Source organism: Ensifer sp. 4252 (genome assembly GCF_050434565.1).
In the GTDB taxonomy this organism is placed as follows: domain Bacteria; phylum Pseudomonadota; class Alphaproteobacteria; order Rhizobiales; family Rhizobiaceae; genus Ensifer.
The window spans coordinates 619,248-637,339 of sequence record NZ_JBNDIU010000001.1 but is presented as its reverse complement, the minus strand read 5'-3'; the positions used below and the strand labels follow the sequence as shown (position 1 = coordinate 637,339).

21 protein-coding genes are annotated in these 18,092 nt (G+C 61.0%); 13 read left to right on the top strand and 8 right to left on the bottom strand.

Annotated features, from left to right (window positions below):
- Positions 1 to 38 precede the first annotated feature (38 nt).
- Positions 39 to 926 (bottom strand): VOC family protein, encoded by an 888-nt coding sequence (locus ABIE33_RS03135; RefSeq protein ID WP_429121249.1) that lies wholly within the window; start codon positions 924 to 926, stop codon positions 39 to 41.
- 305 nt (positions 927 to 1,231) lie between these two features.
- On the opposite strand from ABIE33_RS03135, the gene ABIE33_RS03130 reads away from it, so the two are divergent.
- Positions 1,232 to 1,654 (top strand): universal stress protein, encoded by a 423-nt coding sequence (locus ABIE33_RS03130; RefSeq protein WP_429121246.1) that lies wholly within the window; start codon positions 1,232 to 1,234, stop codon positions 1,652 to 1,654.
- Positions 1,655 to 1,719: 65 nt separating this feature from the next.
- Positions 1,720 to 2,064 (top strand): TraR/DksA family transcriptional regulator, encoded by a 345-nt coding sequence (locus tag ABIE33_RS03125; RefSeq protein ID WP_429121243.1) that lies wholly within the window; start codon positions 1,720 to 1,722, stop codon positions 2,062 to 2,064.
- Positions 2,065 to 2,146: 82 nt separating this feature from the next.
- Here the strand turns inward: ABIE33_RS03125 and ABIE33_RS03120 are convergent, their stop codons facing one another.
- Positions 2,147 to 2,626, bottom strand: coding sequence for a GNAT family N-acetyltransferase (locus ABIE33_RS03120; RefSeq protein WP_429121240.1), 480 nt, complete (start codon positions 2,624 to 2,626; stop codon positions 2,147 to 2,149).
- 240 nt (positions 2,627 to 2,866) lie between these two features.
- On the opposite strand from ABIE33_RS03120, the gene trhA reads away from it, so the two are divergent.
- Positions 2,867 to 3,529, top strand: a complete 663-nt coding sequence (gene trhA / locus ABIE33_RS03115; protein WP_429121237.1) for a PAQR family membrane homeostasis protein TrhA — start codon at positions 2,867 to 2,869, stop codon at positions 3,527 to 3,529.
- Positions 3,530 to 3,547: 18 nt separating this feature from the next.
- Here trhA and ABIE33_RS03110 read toward each other — a convergent pair whose 3' ends face one another.
- Both ABIE33_RS03110 and msrB read right to left on the bottom strand, forming a co-directional pair.
- Complete coding sequence (locus ABIE33_RS03110; RefSeq protein WP_429121234.1) at positions 3,548 to 4,072, bottom strand: hypothetical protein; 525 nt, start codon at positions 4,070 to 4,072, stop codon at positions 3,548 to 3,550.
- Between the two features lie 114 nt (positions 4,073 to 4,186).
- Complete coding sequence (msrB, locus tag ABIE33_RS03105) at positions 4,187 to 4,594, bottom strand: peptide-methionine (R)-S-oxide reductase MsrB (RefSeq protein WP_429121231.1); 408 nt, start codon at positions 4,592 to 4,594, stop codon at positions 4,187 to 4,189.
- 161 nt (positions 4,595 to 4,755) lie between these two features.
- Between msrB and ABIE33_RS03100 the strand changes: the two genes are divergently transcribed.
- A complete protein-coding gene (locus tag ABIE33_RS03100; RefSeq protein ID WP_429121228.1) occupies positions 4,756 to 5,865 on the top strand; it encodes an endonuclease/exonuclease/phosphatase family protein in 1,110 nt (369 codons plus the stop codon).
- Between the two features lie 201 nt (positions 5,866 to 6,066).
- Here the strand turns inward: ABIE33_RS03100 and ABIE33_RS03095 are convergent, their stop codons facing one another.
- On the bottom strand, positions 6,067 to 7,683 hold the full coding sequence (locus ABIE33_RS03095) for an EAL domain-containing protein (protein ID WP_429121225.1): 1,617 nt from the start codon (positions 7,681 to 7,683) through the stop codon (positions 6,067 to 6,069).
- A gap of 568 nt (positions 7,684 to 8,251) precedes the next feature.
- Here ABIE33_RS03095 and ABIE33_RS03090 point away from each other — a divergent pair.
- The 9 genes from ABIE33_RS03090 (at position 8,252) to ABIE33_RS03050 (ending at position 15,725) form a co-directional block, all read left to right on the top strand.
- Positions 8,252 to 10,612 carry a putative monovalent cation/H+ antiporter subunit A gene (locus ABIE33_RS03090; RefSeq protein WP_429121222.1) on the top strand — a complete coding sequence of 787 codons (2,361 nt, stop codon included), beginning with the start codon at positions 8,252 to 8,254 and terminating at the stop codon, positions 10,610 to 10,612.
- On the top strand, positions 10,609 to 11,028 hold the full coding sequence (locus tag ABIE33_RS03085) for a Na(+)/H(+) antiporter subunit B (RefSeq protein ID WP_429121220.1): 420 nt from the start codon (positions 10,609 to 10,611) through the stop codon (positions 11,026 to 11,028). Before ABIE33_RS03090 ends, ABIE33_RS03085 begins: the two co-directional genes overlap by 4 nt.
- Entirely contained in the window at positions 11,028 to 11,405 is a 378-nt protein-coding gene (locus ABIE33_RS03080; RefSeq protein ID WP_429121218.1) for a Na+/H+ antiporter subunit C, read from the top strand. The genes ABIE33_RS03085 and ABIE33_RS03080 overlap by 1 nt, the downstream gene beginning before the upstream one ends.
- 7 nt (positions 11,406 to 11,412) lie before the next feature.
- On the top strand, positions 11,413 to 12,975 hold the full coding sequence (locus tag ABIE33_RS03075; protein ID WP_429121215.1) for a Na+/H+ antiporter subunit D: 1,563 nt from the start codon (positions 11,413 to 11,415) through the stop codon (positions 12,973 to 12,975).
- Positions 12,975 to 13,448, top strand: coding sequence for a Na+/H+ antiporter subunit E (locus ABIE33_RS03070; RefSeq protein ID WP_429123070.1), 474 nt, complete (start codon positions 12,975 to 12,977; stop codon positions 13,446 to 13,448). Before ABIE33_RS03075 ends, ABIE33_RS03070 begins: the two co-directional genes overlap by 1 nt.
- The gene (locus tag ABIE33_RS03065; protein ID WP_429121212.1) at positions 13,445 to 13,828 is read left to right on the top strand and encodes a cation:proton antiporter; all 384 of its coding nucleotides are present in this window, start codon (positions 13,445 to 13,447) and stop codon (positions 13,826 to 13,828) included. The genes ABIE33_RS03070 and ABIE33_RS03065 overlap by 4 nt, the downstream gene beginning before the upstream one ends.
- An 8-nt stretch (positions 13,829 to 13,836) precedes the next feature.
- Positions 13,837 to 14,187 (top strand): monovalent cation/H(+) antiporter subunit G, encoded by a 351-nt coding sequence (gene mnhG / locus ABIE33_RS03060; RefSeq protein WP_025426321.1) that lies wholly within the window; start codon positions 13,837 to 13,839, stop codon positions 14,185 to 14,187.
- A 404-nt stretch (positions 14,188 to 14,591) separates the two neighbouring features.
- Complete coding sequence (locus ABIE33_RS03055) at positions 14,592 to 15,023, top strand: MucR family transcriptional regulator (protein ID WP_429121211.1); 432 nt, start codon at positions 14,592 to 14,594, stop codon at positions 15,021 to 15,023.
- 252 nt (positions 15,024 to 15,275) lie between these two features.
- Positions 15,276 to 15,725, top strand: coding sequence for a helix-turn-helix domain-containing protein (locus ABIE33_RS03050; protein WP_429121209.1), 450 nt, complete (start codon positions 15,276 to 15,278; stop codon positions 15,723 to 15,725).
- Between the two features lie 208 nt (positions 15,726 to 15,933).
- Here the strand turns inward: ABIE33_RS03050 and ABIE33_RS03045 are convergent, their stop codons facing one another.
- The 3 genes from ABIE33_RS03045 to ABIE33_RS03035 all read right to left on the bottom strand — a co-directional run bounded on the left by ABIE33_RS03045 (position 15,934) and on the right by ABIE33_RS03035 (position 17,957).
- Complete coding sequence (locus ABIE33_RS03045; protein WP_429121207.1) at positions 15,934 to 16,356, bottom strand: SufE family protein; 423 nt, start codon at positions 16,354 to 16,356, stop codon at positions 15,934 to 15,936.
- Between the two features lie 193 nt (positions 16,357 to 16,549).
- Positions 16,550 to 17,290: a hypothetical protein gene (locus tag ABIE33_RS03040; protein WP_429121204.1), complete on the bottom strand. Its 741-nt coding sequence runs from the start codon at positions 17,288 to 17,290 to the stop codon at positions 16,550 to 16,552.
- A 211-nt stretch (positions 17,291 to 17,501) separates the two neighbouring features.
- Entirely contained in the window at positions 17,502 to 17,957 is a 456-nt protein-coding gene (locus ABIE33_RS03035; RefSeq protein ID WP_429121201.1) for a DUF5330 domain-containing protein, read from the bottom strand.
- Positions 17,958 to 18,092: the final 135 nt, after the last annotated feature.

The window sequence follows — 18,092 nt, the reverse complement described above, 5'->3', positions numbered from 1 at the left end:
GGCCGTGGTGGCGATGGAGGAGGGGCTGCCAGGCGGCGTCAGGCCGCAAGCCTGAGGCCGATCCCCCAGGGATCGACGAGACTGTAAGCGGTGCCGTTTCGGTCCACCTGAATGCCCATCTCGTCGAGCTTGCCAACCGCCTTCGCAAGCTCTGCGGGATCCTTGAACTGGATCGTGTAGTCGGAGAGGCCGGTCATATTGTCCTCACGCTTGGGCGAGCCGCGGGAATTCCAGATGTTGGCGGCGACATGGTGGTGATATTTGCCCGAGCCGAAGAAGCTTGCGCCCGGGTAGCGCGCCATCAGCCCCAGCCCCAGCACGTCGCGGAAGAACGCATCAGCTTCGGGGATGTCGGACACCTGCAGATGGATGTGGCCGATGCCGGTACCGTCGGCAAGGCCGTTCCAGTCGTCTTTCGGCGCCTCGTCATAAAGCGCCTGCAGGTTGAGCGGCAGCGTATCCATGCCGACGGTTCCGTCCGGCTTGAAGCTCCATTCGGTCCGCGGCCGATCACGATAGACCTCGATGCCGTTGCCTTCCGGGTCGGCGAGATAGATCGCTTCGCTGACGAGATGGTCGGAAGCGCCCTGCAGGCGGACATTGTTGTGGGCGGCATGGGCGAGCCAGCGTCCGAGTTCCTGACGGTTCGGAACGAGGAAGGCGGTATGAAAGAGACCGGGCGCGTTTCGGGGCGCCCTGGCGGCATTGCTGGCCGTGGTCAGCGTCAACAACGGGCGGCCGCCAACGCCCAGCGTCTCGCCGCTGGCACTCGCTTCAAGCGGCTTCAGTCCCATGATGCGCTGATACCACTGCGATACGGTTGGCAGGTCCTCCACCACCAGATGCGAATGATCGACATGCGCCGGCATCGCCAACGCGTGATTGGCGGCGATGTCAGTGGTAGGCGTGCTCTGCGTGGACGTCATCCATTGCCTCCTGGGGCGGCGAAACCGTTGGGCTTGTCGGCCCTCAGTTTCGTTGAAACTGCCCCGTGAATATGGGCCTAAGTCGGCGTTCACGAAAGACCTTCAGTCATTTGATGTTGTGTTCGACGAGCGTTGACAGTGGCCGTTGTCGCCCTAGCTCAATTGTATAGGGCAATGCGTCGCGGCGCTTTCGATTTGATTTCAATCAATGCCGGAAGAGCCGTCTGGGCTCAGTCTCGAATGCGAGGGATTTGCCCCCGCATTCGGCGCCGGCGATCCGGGTAGGCAACGTAAAGGAGTGCAGTATGTACAAGAAGATCATCGTCCCTATTGCCATGGATCAGCTGGAGCATGGCGAGTCCGTGCTCGGCATCGCCGAAAAGCTGGTCGACGAAGGGGGCGAGATTGTCCTGCTCAATGTCGTCGAGGATCTGAATGCCTATGCCCAGGGCTACATGATCGTCGACTTTCCACTCGAAATGGTCGAGGAATCGCGCAAGCACGCGACGAAGACGCTGGAAGCGATGAAGGCCAAACACGGGATCAACGGACGCATCGAGATCCGCACTGGCGGTGCCGCCGGCACGATCAATGCGATCGCCCGGGAAGAAAACGCCGACCTCGTCATCATCGCCTCGCACCGGCCCGGTCTCATCGACTATTTCATCGGATCGACCGCCAGCCGGGTCGTCAGCCATTGCCCCTGCGCCGTTCTCGTCGACCGGTGAGCCGCCAACAAACAAGAACAGGAGCGTGGCGCGCCTGAAGCGCCACGACTTCAAGGAGTCTTCCCATGGACAAGCTTGCGCTTGACGACTTTCGTGAACGGCTGAGCAGCCGCAAACGCGAACTCTACGGCCGACTGGTGAAGATCGAGCACGATCTCGATGAGCCGATGAATGCCGACGTGCCGGATCGGGTAACCGAACGGGAGAACGACGAGGTGCTGGAGGGTCTTGGTCTTGCCGGCCAGGAGGAAATTCGCGCAATCAACGCGGCCCTCGACCGCATTGCGGCCGGTACTTTCGGAACCTGCGTGCGCTGCGGCCTGTCGATTTCCGCAGAACGGCTCGATGCCGTGCCCCATGCCCCGCTCTGCCAGGAATGCGCCGCTGAGGTCGCGGCCGGCGCGAAGTGACGATGTTTTTTGCCTCAATCGCGGGGCGACTGTTACCTGCCCCCCGAGGGGCTGCTTGCGACGCATGCCTCGCTGCTACGCATTAGGTGATCCGGGATCTCCTGACGCTCGTCAGGTCGAGCTTCAATCTGGGCAAGAACCGCCCTGGTATAACGGTCGAGGCGACCACTCCGCCATCGACCGCGCCTAGGCGGCGGTAGAAATCGGCAGCGCCCGGGTCGGCATCGACGGTCATGACCTTCGCCCCGTTGCGCAGCGCCGTTTCCACGCTCCAATCGAAGAGTTTCCGGCCGATGCCACCGCCCAACGCGGTCGGATCGACGAACAGCTTGTCGAGTTCGGCGACCTCGCCGCGGCACATGACCTGCACCATGCCGACGATGTTATCGTCCTGAACGGCGATCTGAATATCCGACTGCTTCCAGTCGTCCACCGTGACCGTCAGGGCGGGACGGCAGGCGGCCATGAAGGCCTCGTCATAACCCCAGACGGCCTTTGACCGCAGGCAAAGCTCTGTCAGAATTGCAGCCTGTCGCGGCTCCGGCGTGCGCAGCACCGTCATCAATACGCTCCCCTTAGGCATTAGGCGCCCGCCTCTGCGCACAATGTGGTTGCGGCCAGTGCTGCAGACAAGGGACGTTGCGTCTTCGCAAACACGTCATGTCTCTGTTGTAATGCGTTGCAAAAGTTGATGCTTTCGCGATCGACGAGCACTTTGCTGTAGCAACTCGCTGTGGCAGGATAGCACTTCATAAGAAATCGGCCGGCGCTTGGGGGCGATGAAGGTCGGAAGCGGGGTAGAGTGGAATTCGCCGGCGTCAAATGGAACTACGATCGATCGGAACTGATTGCCGATGGCATCGTGCATGGTGTCGGCCTTGCGGCGGCACTCGTCGGCGTGACGGCTCTGATCTTCTACGCGATGCTCTGGAGTACGAGCGGCCAGCTTGCGGCCGCCGCGGTCTATGGTGCCGGACTGCTGGCGACCCTGTCGATTTCGTTTCTCTACAATCTCTATCCGGTTTCGCGGACCAAATGGTTTCTGCGCCGCTTCGACCATTCGTCTATTTTCGTGCTGATCGCCGCCACCTATACGCCCTTCCTCCAGCGCGGCTGGGAGGATCCGTTCCTGTTCGCGATGCTGATCGGCATCTGGGCGATCGCCGCACTCGGCGTGGTGATCAAGTGCCTCTTCCCCGGCCGTTTCGACCGGCTTGCGATCTTGCTCTACCTCGCCATGGGCTGGAGCGGCGTGCTCGCGGTTGGGCCGTTATTGTCGGCGCTATCGGCAACCACGTTCGTGCTGATCCTGATCGGCGGCATCATCTATTCCGCCGGCGTGATCTTCCATGTGTGGGAAAAGCTGCGGTTTCAGAACGCCATATGGCATTCCTTCGTCGTCACCGGCGCCGCAGTGCATTATTCGGCCGTTCTCAGCTGTCTGAGCGGTACGGCGATTTCCTGATCAAAGAAATCCGAGCGCTCAGTTCGGGGCGGCTACGGGGGCTGCCGCCACTGGCGTCTGCTGGCAGCCTTCCGAGGGCCTCAGAGCCTCCGCCATCCGCGAAATGACGCCATCGAAGCTGGTCAACCAGCTCTTGCGATACTGCAGGCGGAAATAGGCGGCGCTGCCGTCGCAGAGCGCGATGGCGCGTGTGTAAAACACCTCTTGGCCGCGTACGCCGGAGAAACTTGCCCAGGCTGCGGTCACGCGTGAGTAGGAAATCCGCCACTGGTCTTCCCGCTCGGTCGCCATGCGGTCGTTGACATCGATCTCGAAATCGCCGTCGACAAGCTCGCTGCCGAAAACGGAGAGCGTGGCGCCATTGTCATTGGCATGGAAGCTGACGCCGTCGCCATTGTCGGCTTCACCCTGCAGTTCGAAACCGGGCGGAATGTCTAGGATGTAGCCGAAGCGCGGATTGGCGTAGGGGTGCCAGTCATTGTCTGCCGCCGCGGGAAGGGCAGCCGAAAGCAGAAGAACGAATGCAGCCAGAATGCGACGCATGCGGACCTCCTCCCGGCTTGCTTCGACGGTTTCACTATAAATAGCACATCCATGCACGGATCGCTGTTTCTATTGGAACAGCGCCAAGCTTGCCATGGATTCCGTCTGTTTGCGTCAATCCTCGGTAAACGTCATCGCGTGGCCGTTGAGACAGTAGCGCAGACCGGTCGGAGGCGGACCGTCAGGAAAGACGTGTCCGAGATGGGCATCGCAGTCGGCGCAGCGGATTTCGGTGCGCACCATGGAGTGCGAACGGTCCTCGATCTCGCGGATCGCCTCGTCGTCGATCGCCGCGAAATAGCTCGGCCAGCCGCAGCCGGAATCGAACTTGGTATCGGAGCGGAACAGCGCCCGGCCGCAGCAGACGCATTCGTAGGTGCCAGCATTCTTGTTGGCGAGGAACGGGCCGGTGAAAGGGCGCTCGGTGCCGTGCTCGCGGGTGATGCGATATTGTTCGGGCGACAACAGCGCGCGCCACTCCGCATCGGTCTTGATCACTTTCGGCGCCGTTGCGTCTCTCATCGAAGATCTCCCTGTGATTTCCGACGACTATATAGGAGCGCCGGTGACGCGCCGCAAATCACGCACGCGTGCCGTGAAGTTGCTGTGCGTCAAGGCTGTGCGTGACATGGAAATGCAACACAGGATGGTGTATGGTCGCGGAGTGGATCTTGGAGGCGGGCATGCGCTATTACAAGCTGAGATTTGCGTTCAGGGAACTCGAAAAGCGTCGGCGTGTGGTCGAAAACCTGAAGAGGCTCAGGGCCCAGCTCGACGCCGACGTGCCGACGAAGGACAGCGATCACAGCCTTCTGCTTGCCACCTGGAACATCCGCGATCTCGGCAAGCTGAACCGACGCGGGTACGGCAGCCGTGAGCCGGAAACCTGGTTCTATATCGCCGAGATCCTGTCGCGTTTTGATTTCGCCGCCGTCCAGGAAATCAACGAGCTCGACGAATGGCTGGAGATCATGGATATCCTCGGCCCAGATTTCGATTTCATCGCCACCGATGTGACCGACACGGCGCTCGGTGGCAATGGCGAGCGGCTGCTCTACGTCTACGACAAGCGCAAGGTCCGCTTCCGCAATATCGCCGGCGAAATCGTCCTGCCGAATTCGATGCTGATCTCGCAAGCGACCGCCGATATCGGTGGCGAGCGCCTCTATGCCGGCAAGCAGTTCCGGCGCACGCCGTTCACCGCCTCCTTCCAGGCCGGTTGGTTCCGTTTCGATATCTGCACCGTGCACATCTACTACGGCGAAGATTCGGGAGCGGCGCTCCGCGAGCGCATCGAGGAGATCGAACGGATCGCCAAGTATTTCGGCAGGCGCGCCGAGGAGGCGCTGAAGCGCGGCAAGGCGCTGATCCTGCTGGGCGACTTCAACATCGTGCACCCCGAACACGAGACGATGCTGAAATTGAAGGAGGCTGGCTTCATCATTCCCAAGAGTCTGGACAGGCCGAGCAACCTCGACCTGACCAAATACTACGACCAGATCGCCTTTCAGGCGCGCTCCGAACTCATCACCTTCATCGACCGGCCGTCGGACGACCCCTTGAAACGCAACGCCGGTATCTTCGAGATCTACACGTCGATCTTCCGAAATGCGGACGAGCCCGATTTCCGCGCGGCAATGCTGAAGAGCACCAACGGTCGCAACAAGACCGAAGCTGAACTGAAGGAATACTATCCCGACTGGAAGACGTACCAGATCTCCGACCACAAACCGATGTGGGTCCGCATCGGCACCAACGAGGCTGCAGCCTATCTCGACAGCCTCGTCGTTTGACCACGACCGTCACTTTGGCCGATCGGCGTCAGCTTGCGACCACAGCGATGATAAGGGCGACGAGTCGAAATGCGTCGACGGCGTGACCGACACCGCGCCAGAAGCGCGATTTGGGTAATTCCCCGACGCGCTGTCGATCTCGAAGATAAACTCGATCAGTCCCGGCTTGCCTTCGTGCCGCAATCGCTACGGGCGCCGTTTTCAATCGCCGCCGACGGCCGGCGGCGCCTCGGGAATGTCTCGCCGGATCACGGTCGGGCCGGCACCATGAACGCGTCTGCTGTCTTTGTAGAATGCGATGAACTCAGGTGCAGGCAAGGCCTTGGAATAGAGCCAGCCCTGGCCGTATTGCACGCCGCGCGCGAGCAGATAGTCCGCCTGCTCCTGTCGTTCAATGCCTTCGGCGACGATGTAGAGGTTCAGCGATTTGGCGATGTCGATGATGTGCGGAGTAACGGCGCTCGTCGCCGAGACGAGACCCACCGTATCGATAAAGGACTTGTCGATCTTCAATGCGTCGAGCGGCAGGTCCTGAAGATATTGCAGGCTGGAATAGCCGGTGCCGAAATCGTCGATCGCCACGGAATGGCCGAGCCGGCGGGCTTCCTCGATCGTTGCCCGGGCGGATTTCACGTCCATGAAGCCGCGTTCGGTGGCCTCCAGCCAGATCTGCTCGGTGAGGATGCCGGAGTTTGCAAGCGCTGCCTGGATGACGGGGAGGACACGCCCCGACTTGATGTCGTCGGCCGAGAGGTTGATGGCGATGTGCAGTGAACGGTCGGCGACAAGGACGGAGCCAAGATCTTTGATGACGCCGTCGATGACCTGATCGGTAATGGCCTGGATCAGGCCGCCTTCCTCGGCAAGCGGGATGAACGTATCGGGTCTGACCAGCGAGCCATCGGGTCGGCGCCAGCGGACCAACGCTTCCGCGCCAACGCAGATGCCGGTCTTCATCTCGATGAGCGGCTGATAGTGCACGATGAATTCGCGGCGTTGCACGGCGATCGAGAGTTCGCCAAGCGGCGACAGGCGCCGCCGTGACAACCAGTAGACGAGGCCGACCATCAATGCGGCGACAATCGCGCCGAGCGGCAGGAGCAGCAGTCGTTCGCGGCCGAGATCGTCCAGCAGCGACGCCCGCGACGATGTCGCAATGGCAATCCAGCCGGAGCCGCTTGAGGTGGCAAACAGGTTGTCCGTATCGCTGCCGGTCTGTGGATGCTCGACCAGCCGCTTGATCAGCGATGCATCCGGGTCGTTCAATGCGCTGACGAGGGTCCCGGTATCGCTGGCGACGGCAAGCCGCGTATCCGGGGAGGCGAGCACGTCGACAAATCGGCCCGGATCGGTCAGCACGCTGTAGGATCGGTAGCGGAATCCCAGCATTGCTCGACCGTCGCTGACCGTCGGATGAACCTGGGCCGTAACGCCGATGTCGTTGGCCGTGGTGAAGTCGACTTGCTGGCGGGCGATCGTCGTTTCCGGCTTGCCCCAGGAAGTGCATTTCAGCTCATCGCCTTCGAAGTAACCGATATCCTCGATGGAGCGCGTGGTGACGACAAGTGTGCGCATCGCCGCGATATGCTCCTGCGAGCAGGGCGTGAGCTTGAACCCGTCCGCAGCCTTGAGTGCAGCCGTCGCTTCGCCGAACGCCGTGTCGGCACGCATGATCGCATATTCGGCGATACGGCTGAGGCGGGCCTGCTCCTTGCTGATAGCAACCGACCAGGAGAGATAGAACGCGGCGACGATCGGAAGGATCGCGCCCAGGGCCGCCAGTACACTGGTCACCGCCACAATGTGAGACCGTTCCAAACCCAGACCTCGTAGTAAGTTCAAGAGAAACGCTGTGCGATCCGTGCATCAGTCCATCAGCGATAGCGAACGATCTAGACCATGCCACGCCCGGCAGGAAGCGTGAAATGCTGCCGGAGCTCCTGACAATTCAAGCGCTTGAAGGTTTTCAAGCTCTCGGGCGAGGGCGTCAATCTTAGGTCGGCGTTCCCTTTGTGCCGCTGCATATCCGTATGTCGGAGATACCATCCAATCACGACGAGATACCAGATACGACGCGTGTCTTGCGATTGATACCACTGGACGTTGCTAACAACACTTTAATCGCCCAGCCCGGGTTGATCGGCGGCGATGACCGCTGTTGTGCGCGCGTGTATGCTACGGTGATGCCGCATCGGATGATTTGCCTTGTCAGCCGAACATGACCACCAATCTCACGAAAAAACCGGAGATTTTCCGGGCATTTGCCGGACTTAACAGCGCATAACGTCGATTTTACCCGATTTACCCTTGAGGCGCCTTTACCCTTCTTTTATGTCGGGTATTCGTTCGATCAATCAATCAAAGCGCGAAGGAGCAGGCCCGGACGATGGATGTTGCGGCCCTGACATTGCTGGCTCTTGCTCTCCCTTTCGTCGCGGCACTCGTCGCGCCGCTCCTGACCCGACTCCTTGGGCATAATGCGGCTTGGATCCTGGCGCTGTTTCCCGCTGCGATCGTCCTGCACTTCATGGGCTTTTGGCCGGAAGTTTCTCGTGGCGAAGTCGTCACCGGCGGCTATCAGTGGATACCATCGTTCAATGTCAGCTTCTCCTGGCTGATCGACGGCCTGTCCCTGACCTTCGTGCTCCTGATCGCCGGTATCGGCACGCTGATCGTGCTTTATTCCGGAGGCTACCTGAAGGGGCATCCGCAGCAGGGGCGGTTCTTCTCGTTCATCCTGATGTTCATGGGCTCGATGCTCGGCCTCGTGGTGTCCGACAGCTTTCTTATGCTCTTCGTTTTCTGGGAACTGACCTCGATCACTTCCTTCCTGCTGATCGGCTTCGATCATTCGCGGGAAGCCGCCCGCCGCGCCGCCCTGCAGGCGCTTGTGGTAACCGGGGGAGGCGGGTTGTTTCTGCTCGCGGGCCTGCTGATCATCTGGAATGTCACCGGTGTCACCCAGCTTTCGCTGCTGACGTCCTTCGGTCCGGAGATGCGCGAGAGCCCGTTCTATCTCGCGGCGTTGCTGCTGGTGCTCGGCGGCGCCTTCACCAAATCAGCCCAGTTTCCGTTCCATTTCTGGTTGCCCAACGCGATGGAAGCGCCGACGCCCGTTTCGGCCTACCTGCATTCCGCCACAATGGTGAAGGCTGGTGTCTATCTGCTGATGCGCCTCAACCCGGTGCTCGGCGGAACGCCGGAATGGCAGATTTTGCTGCCGCTCTTCGGCGGCGCCACGCTCATCATCGGCGCAGTTCTCGCCTGCCGCCAGACCGACCTGAAGCTGATGCTCGCCTACACCACCATGGCATCCCTCGGTCTGCTCGTGATGCTGACCGGTCTCGGTTTCCCGCATGCCATCGAGGCGGCGGCGCTCTATCTGGTGGCGCATTCGCTGTTCAAGGGCGCGCTGTTCATGGTCGCCGGCATTATCGACCACGAGACCGGCGCGCGCGATGTCACAAAGCTCGGCGGACTGCGCTCCGCCATGCCGCTGACATTCGTGATCGCACTTGCCGCAGCACTTTCCATGGGCGGTCTGCCGCCGTTTTTCGGCTTCCTTGCCAAGGAGGAGATCTACTACGCGCTGCCTGGTCTTGACCGGCGCGCGATGGTTTTTGCAGCACTTGCCATCCTTGGCAATGCGCTGATGTTTGCCGTCGCTTTCGCCGTCGCGCTCAAGCCCTTCATCGGCGCAAAGGTCGAAACGCCGAAGTCCGCGCATGAGGCGCCGCTGCTACTCTGGCTCGGGCCAGCGCTCTTGGCGGCCAAGGGACTGTCGGCTGCCCTGTTGTCCAATCTCACCCACGAACTGGTGTCGACGCCGATGGCGACGGCGATTGCCGGCGAGCCCAGGCAGGTTACGATCTCGGCGACCCCCCATATCGGCATGCCGCTGGCATTGTCCTTTGCCACCGTCGCTCTGGGCGTGGTCTGCTATCTCAACCTTGCCCGCCTGCGTGCCTTCATCGCGACCGTTCTGAACGACATCGGCTGGGGGCCGGATCGCGGTTTCGATCAGTTCATGCGCGGCCTCGTCCGCTTCTCCGTCGCGCTGACCCGCCGGCTGCAATCCGGTCGCCTTGATGTCTACATGACGGCGACGTTTGTGCTGGTGGCCGCCGTACTGCTGGGGGCGCCGCTCTACTATGGAGAATTGCCGCGCGCACCGTTCTTTGCCGGCGATGTGCCGCTGCATGAGCTTGCGATCATGGCCATCGCGGTCATAGGGCTTTTTGCCGTCGTTCTCGCTGCCGACCGGCTGACCGCGATCGTTTCGCTCGGCATCCAGGGCTTTGCCGTCGCCGTCATCTTCCTGCTCTACGGCGCGCCGGATCTCGCCTTCGTGCAGTTCATGATCGAGACGCTGTCTGTCGTCGTGCTGGCGTTGGTGATGACGCGGCTCAAGCTTTCGCCATCGGACCACCGGCCGCTCGGCCAGAAAGTACCCGATCTCGCCATTGCGCTTGCCTGCGGCATCGGCTTCGGCCTGATGCTGCTGAAAGTCACGGGCGTGCCGTTCGACGCCTTGCTGACGGATTTCTTCAATCTCTATTCGAAGACGATCGCTCACGGCGCCAATGTCGTAAACGTTATCATCGTCGACTTCCGCGGCACGGATACGCTCGGCGAGATCGCCGTCGTCATGGTGACCGGTCTTGCCATCCTGTCGCTCGTTCGCCTCAGGGCCGGCTCGCTGCGGCGCATCGCCGACAATGATCCCGATGCGGAGGATCGCGCATGAGATCGGTGATCTTCCGCGCCGTCGCGCCGTTTCTGACGAGCCTGATGGTGCTGTTTTCGATCTTCGTGCTGCTGCGCGGCCACAACGAGCCGGGCGGCGGCTTCACCGGCGGGCTGATCGCCGTTTCGGCGCTGGCGATCTACGGCATCGCCTGCGGCGTCGAGACCGTGCGTCGCGCGATCTATTTCCACCCGATGGCGATTGCCGGGGCGGGCCTGTTTGCCGCCACCATCGCCGGCCTGATCTCGATGGCTGCTCGCGTGCCCTTCATGACCGGGCTCTGGGTCTATCCTTCCTTCCTCGGTATGGAAGTGCCGCTGTCGACGGTGATGCTGTTCGACTGTGGGGTCTACCTCGTCGTCGTCGGTGGCATCAGCTCGATCGCCCTGTCGCTCGAAGAGCGGGGAGGTGAGTGATGGAGGCATGGTTCTCGCTGCTAGTCGGCATCTTCTTTACCGTTGCAATCTACCTGCTTCTGTCGAAGTACATCATTCGCGTTCTGCTCGGCGTGGCGATCCTTGGCAATGCCGTCAACCTCCTCATCTTCACCGGTGGCCGGCTGACGCGTGGCGTGCCGCCCGTCATTTCCGAAAGTGCCGATACGCTCGCCGGGCCGGCGGCGAATGCGTTGCCGCAGGCTCTCATCCTGACGGCGATCGTCATCTCCTTCTCCTTCTTCGCTTTCCTGCTGGTTCTGGCCTGGCGCGCCTACGAGGATCTTTCGACCGACAATACCGACGAGATGCGCGTCGCCGAGCCGGAAGAAGAGCCGGCTCCGCCGCTTGGATACTGACCGACCCATGGCCGTTTCGACTTCACCTCCCGCCGATCTCTCCGCAGCCCTCGTTCTCGAGCCGGTTGCGGCTGCCGACTGGCTGGTGATCCTTCCGGTGGCCTGGTGCCTGGCGATTGGCGCACTGCTCGTCATGCTGCGCCGACCGATCGGCCTGCATCCGTTCATCGCGGTCGCGGGGCTCGCCGGCCTGGTGGTGATCGACGGGCTGCTGCTTCAGCATGTGATCGCCAGCGGCCCGGTGACGATGGTGATGGGGCGCTGGCTGCCGCCTTTCGGCATCGCCTTTACGGTCGATCTAACCGGCGCGCTCTTTGCGCTGGCGGCATCCGTCGTCGCGCTTGCGGGCGGCATCTACTCGCTTGCCGACATCAACGACAGCGGCCGGCGATACGGTTTCTATCCTTTCCTGATGCTGCTGATGGCCGGCGTCTCCGGTGCGTTTCTGACCGGCGACGTCTTCAATCTTTACGTCTGGTTCGAGGTGTTGTTGATCTCGTCCTTCGGCCTGATCGTGCTCGGCTCCGAGCGCGAACAGATCGACGGTGCGGTGAAATACGGTTTCCTCAACCTCGTTGCGACGACGTTGTTTCTGATCACCACCGGTTATCTCTATGCGAGCTTCGGCACGCTCAACATGGCCGACATTGCCCGCAAGGCAGAGGGGCTGCGCGGCACCGCGCCGTTGATGACGCTGACCGCATTGTTCTTTTTGGCCTTCGGCATGAAGGCTGCGGCATTCCCCGTCAATTTCTGGTTGCCGGCATCCTATCATACGCCGCGCGTCGTCGTGTCGGCGCTCTTTGCCGGTCTGCTGACCAAGGTCGGAATCTACGCTCTGATCCGCGTGACGGTGATGCTGTTGCCGCTGGAACGGGAAGAACTCAGTTTCGTCATCGCGGCGGTCGGCGCCCTCACGATGCTGGTCGGTGTGTTCGGGGCGCTGGCGCAGTCGGATTTCCGCCGCATGCTCGGCTATCTCGTGATCTCCGGCATCGGCTCGATCCTCGCCGGCATCGCTGTCGGCGGGCCGGGTGGCATCGGCGGCGCGATCTTCTATGCGCTGCATTCGATGCTTGTGATGACGGCGCTTTACTTTGCTTCCGGCGTGGCAGCGAAACTCGGCGGCAGCTTCTCCCTGTCCTCGCTTGCCGGTCTTTACCGCCGCCATGCGGGCTTTGCAGCGATCAGCTTGATGCTGGCTTTTGCCGTGTCCGGCCTGCCGCCTTTCTCGGGCTTCTGGCCGAAGGTCATGCTGGTCAAGGCCGCACTCGACATTGGCGCTTGGTGGCTTGCCGCAGTGCTGCTCGTCACCGGTTTCCTCACGACGATCGCGACCGGCCGTTTCTTCCTGCTTGCCTATTGGCGGGACACGGCTGAAGGGCAGGCCGCAACGGTCGAGGTGCAGATCCCGGCGGCCATTCTTCTGCCGCTTGTGGCGCTGACGATGCTGACGCTGGCGATCGGTCTCTATCCCGAGCCGCTGCTTGCAACGATCCAGAATGCGGCCGCCGGGCTTTCCGAGCCGTCTGGATATCTGAACTCGGTCTTCCCGGGAGCCGCCCGATGATCAAGTTCCTCTGGATCAATCTGATCTTCACCGCGATCTGGGCCGCAATCAGCGGCAGCCTCAGTGTGCCGAACCTCCTGCTTGGCTTTGCCGTCGGCGCTCTATCCCTGTGGCTGGTCCGGCGCGAACTGCAGCCTGTTGCCTATCCGGTTCGACCGCTGAAGATCCTGCTGCTGACCGCATTGTTTTTTAGGGAATTGGCCGTCGCGGCAACCAAGGTCGCTCTCATGGTCGTCCAGCCGAAAATGCGGTTGAAGCCGGGCATCTTCTCCTACCCGCTGACGGTCAAGAGCGACTTCGAGATTGCGCTGCTTGCCAACCTGATCACGCTGACGCCGGGCACGCTTTCGGTCGACGTCTCCGAGGATCGCAAAACCCTCTACGTTCACGCGCTTGATTGTGCGGACCCCGGTGGCCTCAGGCGCGATATCGCCAACGGCTTCGAGCGCCGTATCAAGGAGGCCTTCGAATGACGATGCCGGCTCAGATACTCGGCAGCGCCACCGTTTTCGCGCTCGCACTCTTGTCCCTGGCGCTGCTGGTGACCGTGTGGCGCATCGTCCGCGGCCCGACGCTGCCTGATCGGGTCCTGGGTCTCGATATGCTCGTGGCGATCGCCATAGGCCTTGTTGCGGTTGTGGCCATCCGCACTGGCTTCAATCTTTATATCGATATCGCGATTGCCCTTGGCCTGGTCGGCTTCCTCGCAACCGTCGCCTTTGCCCGCTTTGTTCTGGCCCGCGGTCTCTCGCCGGAGAAGGCGAGCCTGGAGCAGGCTGCGCCCGATGCCGGAAAGCGAGGCCGGACACCGCAGGCGAAAGTTGCCCGACGCAAACGCAAAGGGAGGCGTTGATGGGACCGATGTTTGAGGCCATCATTACGCTTTCTGTTGCTGTCCTGCTTGTCGGCGGCGCCACCTTTTCCCTGCTGGCGGCAATTGGCATCGTGCGCTTTCCCGACCTCTACACCCGCATGCATGCAGCCTCCAAGGCTGGCACCGTCGGTTCGGGCCTGCTGCTTCTGGCCGCGGGACTGCACTCGCTCGATGTGGCAATACTGTTTCGGGCGCTGGCGGGGTTCTTCTTCTTCGTACTGACCGCTCCGATTTCTGCCCATCTCTTGGCAAAGGCTGCTCATCAGGCGGGTTACAGGCTGGCGAAACAGTCGGTCATAGATCAGCTTCCGCAAAAGGAAGAGCCGCGCCGGCATTGAACGGCAACGTTTCTGATTTTGTATTTCAGAACATTCCGATAGAACGAGGCCGCGTCAGCAATTTCGAAATAAAGTTGCTAATGGCGGGCAAATTTATGTTTGGAATTTTGGCTGATCAATGTTAATCGAGTAAATGTAAAGTGTCGTTGTGGAAAATACTTAGAGCTGAAATTCCAGCTTGAGTTGTGAATATTGGCTGTTGCTTTGAGGGTTGGTTGTTCCAGCGACTCGGCAATAGGTTTCGTGATCAAAATTCCAACTCTTGATATTGCGGCAAGAATTTGTCCTTGCCGTGCGATTGATGGTCTATCCCAAGGCAGCGAAGGCTTCCCAACGGCAGTTGCATGTATTCCTCTCCCTGAAACATGTTTCGGGCTTGTGCTGAATTCCGATAGGAGAAAGAAATGACTGAAACAACGCTTGGCGCGAGCCATGAACTTCTGGTTGAGTTGACGGCTGAGATCGTGTCCGCTTATGTCAGCAACCATGTCGTTCCGGCCGCCGAGCTCTCCACGCTGATCGCCGACGTGCATTTGGCTCTCAACAACACGGCTGCACCCGCGCCGGTTGTGGTCCCCGTTGAAAAACCGAAGCCGGCCGTATCGGTCCGCAAGTCCGTGCAGGACGACCAGATCACCTGCCTGGAATGCGGCGGTACCTTCAAGTCGTTGAAGCGCCACCTGATGACGCACCACAGCCTGTCGCCGGAAGAATATCGCGAGAAGTGGGATCTGCCGACCGACTACCCGATGGTTGCCCCAGCCTATGCCGAAGCACGTTCGCGGCTCGCCAAGGAAATGGGCCTCGGCCAGCGTCGCAAGCGTCGCGGCAAGTAAGCCGACCTGCCGCCTGTCGCCATGACCGCGCTGAGCGCTGGCCTGGTTCGAGGGGGCGTTGCGCAACTGAACACAAAGGCCGGGCTGTTGCCCGGCCTTTGTGTTTTTCAGCTTGGGAAAATGTGCCTATTCGCGACGTTCGGCTGTAGCTGCACCTGGACGCCAGGCGGGCAGGAAAGTGTGGAGAAAATTTGCTTATCCCCCTCCTGAGAAATGGGTATATGAATTAATTCCTATTGAAGGAGTTTTCATATGTCCTTTATCGAAGCCGATGGCCCGAACGAATTCTCATCGGGCGTGGTCCATCATCTCAAGACTGCCGCGTTGACGGTAGGGCAGGTTGCGGCGATGCCGGTTGGGCAGAGCGGCGCGCGTGAGATATCCACGCGGTTGACCTGCCGCCTCGTGCAAAATCTGACGGCCGAAGCGGTACATCTGGCTGCAGACCGGATGCCGCTTCTTCGCGATAAGAGACGCGCCAGGTGCCATGTGCGCCAGATCGCCATGTACGTTTGCCATGTCGTCCTGCAGATATCGCAAGGCGATATCGCCAATGCATTCGAGCGAGACCGGACGACCGTCCGGCATGCCTGCTCGGTCGTTGAGGATCGACGGGATGCTGCCGATTTCGATGCATTCGTGGAGACGATCGAGCGCCTGGTGGCATTGGCGTTTGCGACGCAGGCGGAACAGGATGAATAGCCGACACTTGTATTCGCTGGTTGCGACTAGCTGGGGCACAGTCCTCTCCGAAGCTCGGCCTGGCGCTGCGCATCAAGTCGAGCGCATGGGTTATCGTCTGCGGGTGTTCGCCAGAATGGCCGCGTTAGACCACATGCATAGGCCGCCGGCAGTGCTCGCGGTCGCTTGCGGCTCGGTGATTGCTTGAATGTGTGGGGACGGCCCGATCTCAGGCGGCGAGGCGGGTCTCTGCTTCGTTCTTGATCCGCCGGATCATCGAGCGCAGACCGTTCGCCCGTTGTGTCGACAGATGTTCGATCAGGCCGATCTTGCTGAAAGTGTCGATTGCGTCCAGCCGGGAGATTTCCGAGGCATGCTTGCCGGAATAGATCGCAAGCGCGATGGCGACCAGTCCGCGCACGATGTGAGCGTCGGATTCGCCCTCGAAGACCAATACCGGATCTTCCAGATCGCCCGTCGCCTGGGTGGCGAGCCAGACCTGGCTGGCGCAGCCTTGCACCTTGTTCTCGCTGGTGCGTTTGGCTTCCGGCATCTCGGGCAGGGCTTTGCCGAGTTCGATCACATAGCGGTAGCGATCCTCCCATTCGTCGAGGAAGGCGAAGTCGTCGATGATCTGGTCAAGCGTGGTCATGGTCCGGTCCGATTGTCGACACCATCAGGCGGCGCTCTTCGTCGCCCGAGATCGATGCTTGTGGCTGCGATCTGCGGCAGTCCTTGCGGCGCCGGGGATCGTCGTGACCCTCATATAGGTGATGGTAGCACAGATGAGAACCGCGAATCACCACTCAGATGCATCAGAGTTCTATTCGGCCGAGGAAGCAGCTTCACATCGAAATGCTTGTGGGAATTGCGGTAGCACGGGCAGCCATGCCGGCTATCCCTGTCGAATCGAGAGATGCAATCGACTTGCCGAGCGAGGCGCTTGCTTTCCTTGCGTCGTCCGCGTCGCTAGCGGCGCCCTTGGCGCGCAGATCCTGCTCTGCCTTCCTCAGTACTTGCTCGAGCTGTTCGGCAAGCGCCTTGAACTCCGCAATTGTTCTTGCGTCGGAGCTATCCTCAGACCTGTCGGAGCCGAATTCGCGGTAGGCGCGCTCGGCAAAGGACGATGGTCCGGTCTTGTCTTGGCTCTTGCTTTCTTCGCCGCCGTCATTTGCCGTCTCATCGGCGCTCACCTGCATCATTTCTGATGCCGCCGAGGCGGCGGTTGTTGCTGCGGATGCAGCCCCCGCAGCCGCGTCGCCCCCTCCGGTCATCCCGGCCGAACCACCACCGGCGAATTGCTGTGCGGCTGCTCCAAGCTGCTGGGCCAACTGTTTTGCAAGCCTTGCAAGCGTCTCCGGGTCCGAGGCCCAGAACCGCAGCATCTGCATCTGCTGCTTCAGCTCGTCCAGCTTCTTCTTGGCAATGGCCTTGCGGTTAGCGGCAGTTTCATCATCCGTCCGCAAAAGATTGAGAAGGGAGGATCCGCTCTTTTGCTCCAGCGGTGCGGCATCTATGCCGGTCGGCGATCCGGCCGTGGGAGTACGCGTTGCGCTCGCATTTGAAAAGAACCCGTATATCTGCATCGGGGCGGTCTCCGCTGAATGTGCCGCGACCTAAACAGCCATGTCTTGTGCGAGCCTGTTGCTGGACCACCCTTTGGTTGCAGGCCAAAAAAAGAAAACGCCGCGAGGGGATGGGATCCTCGCGGCGGCCGCAAGAACGCGGCAAGTCAGGCAGTGTCAAAGGATGTCTTGGCGGCGGTCGCGCAGGAACTGCTGCCGCGGCAAGAAACGTTTACTGGGCGAGGGATGCTTTCGGGTCGAGGCGCTTCTCCGGAACCGGGGTGCGCTTGAACACCGGAGCTGCCTCCGCAGCGGTCTGTTCGAGTGGCGCCACCAGCTTGGCGGCAGCCTCGGTCGCCTGACCCACAGTGCCGGTCGTCACCTTGGCGTCGGGCTTGATCGCATCGGTTTCGGCAAACTGGGTGTCGAGGAATTCATAGGCGATGCGGGCGCCTTCACGGGCCCGGTGACCAAGAGCGACGAAGGTTTCAGCACCTTTTTCGCAGACCTCCGGCTTCTGGATGCAGATGGCGCTGATGTACTGGAAAGCCTCATTGGCGGCCGAGAAGGTATCGCCGAGCTCGACCTTCGGTCCGTGCTCCAGCTTCTCGGCGCTCGACGGATCGAGGAACGGCAGCAGCACCAGCACCATCGAAAACCAGAATGTCGCCTTGATGAGAAACCACATGTTCTGCCCATCCTATATTCGGCTGCCGCGCCCGCCGGTCTTCTAACCGGTTTTTCCGCTTTCGGCATCCTGGAGCGCCGCAGTATCCCCTGATACCCGTTCACGCCCGCCGTCGTTTCCATGGGGACCGCCGTC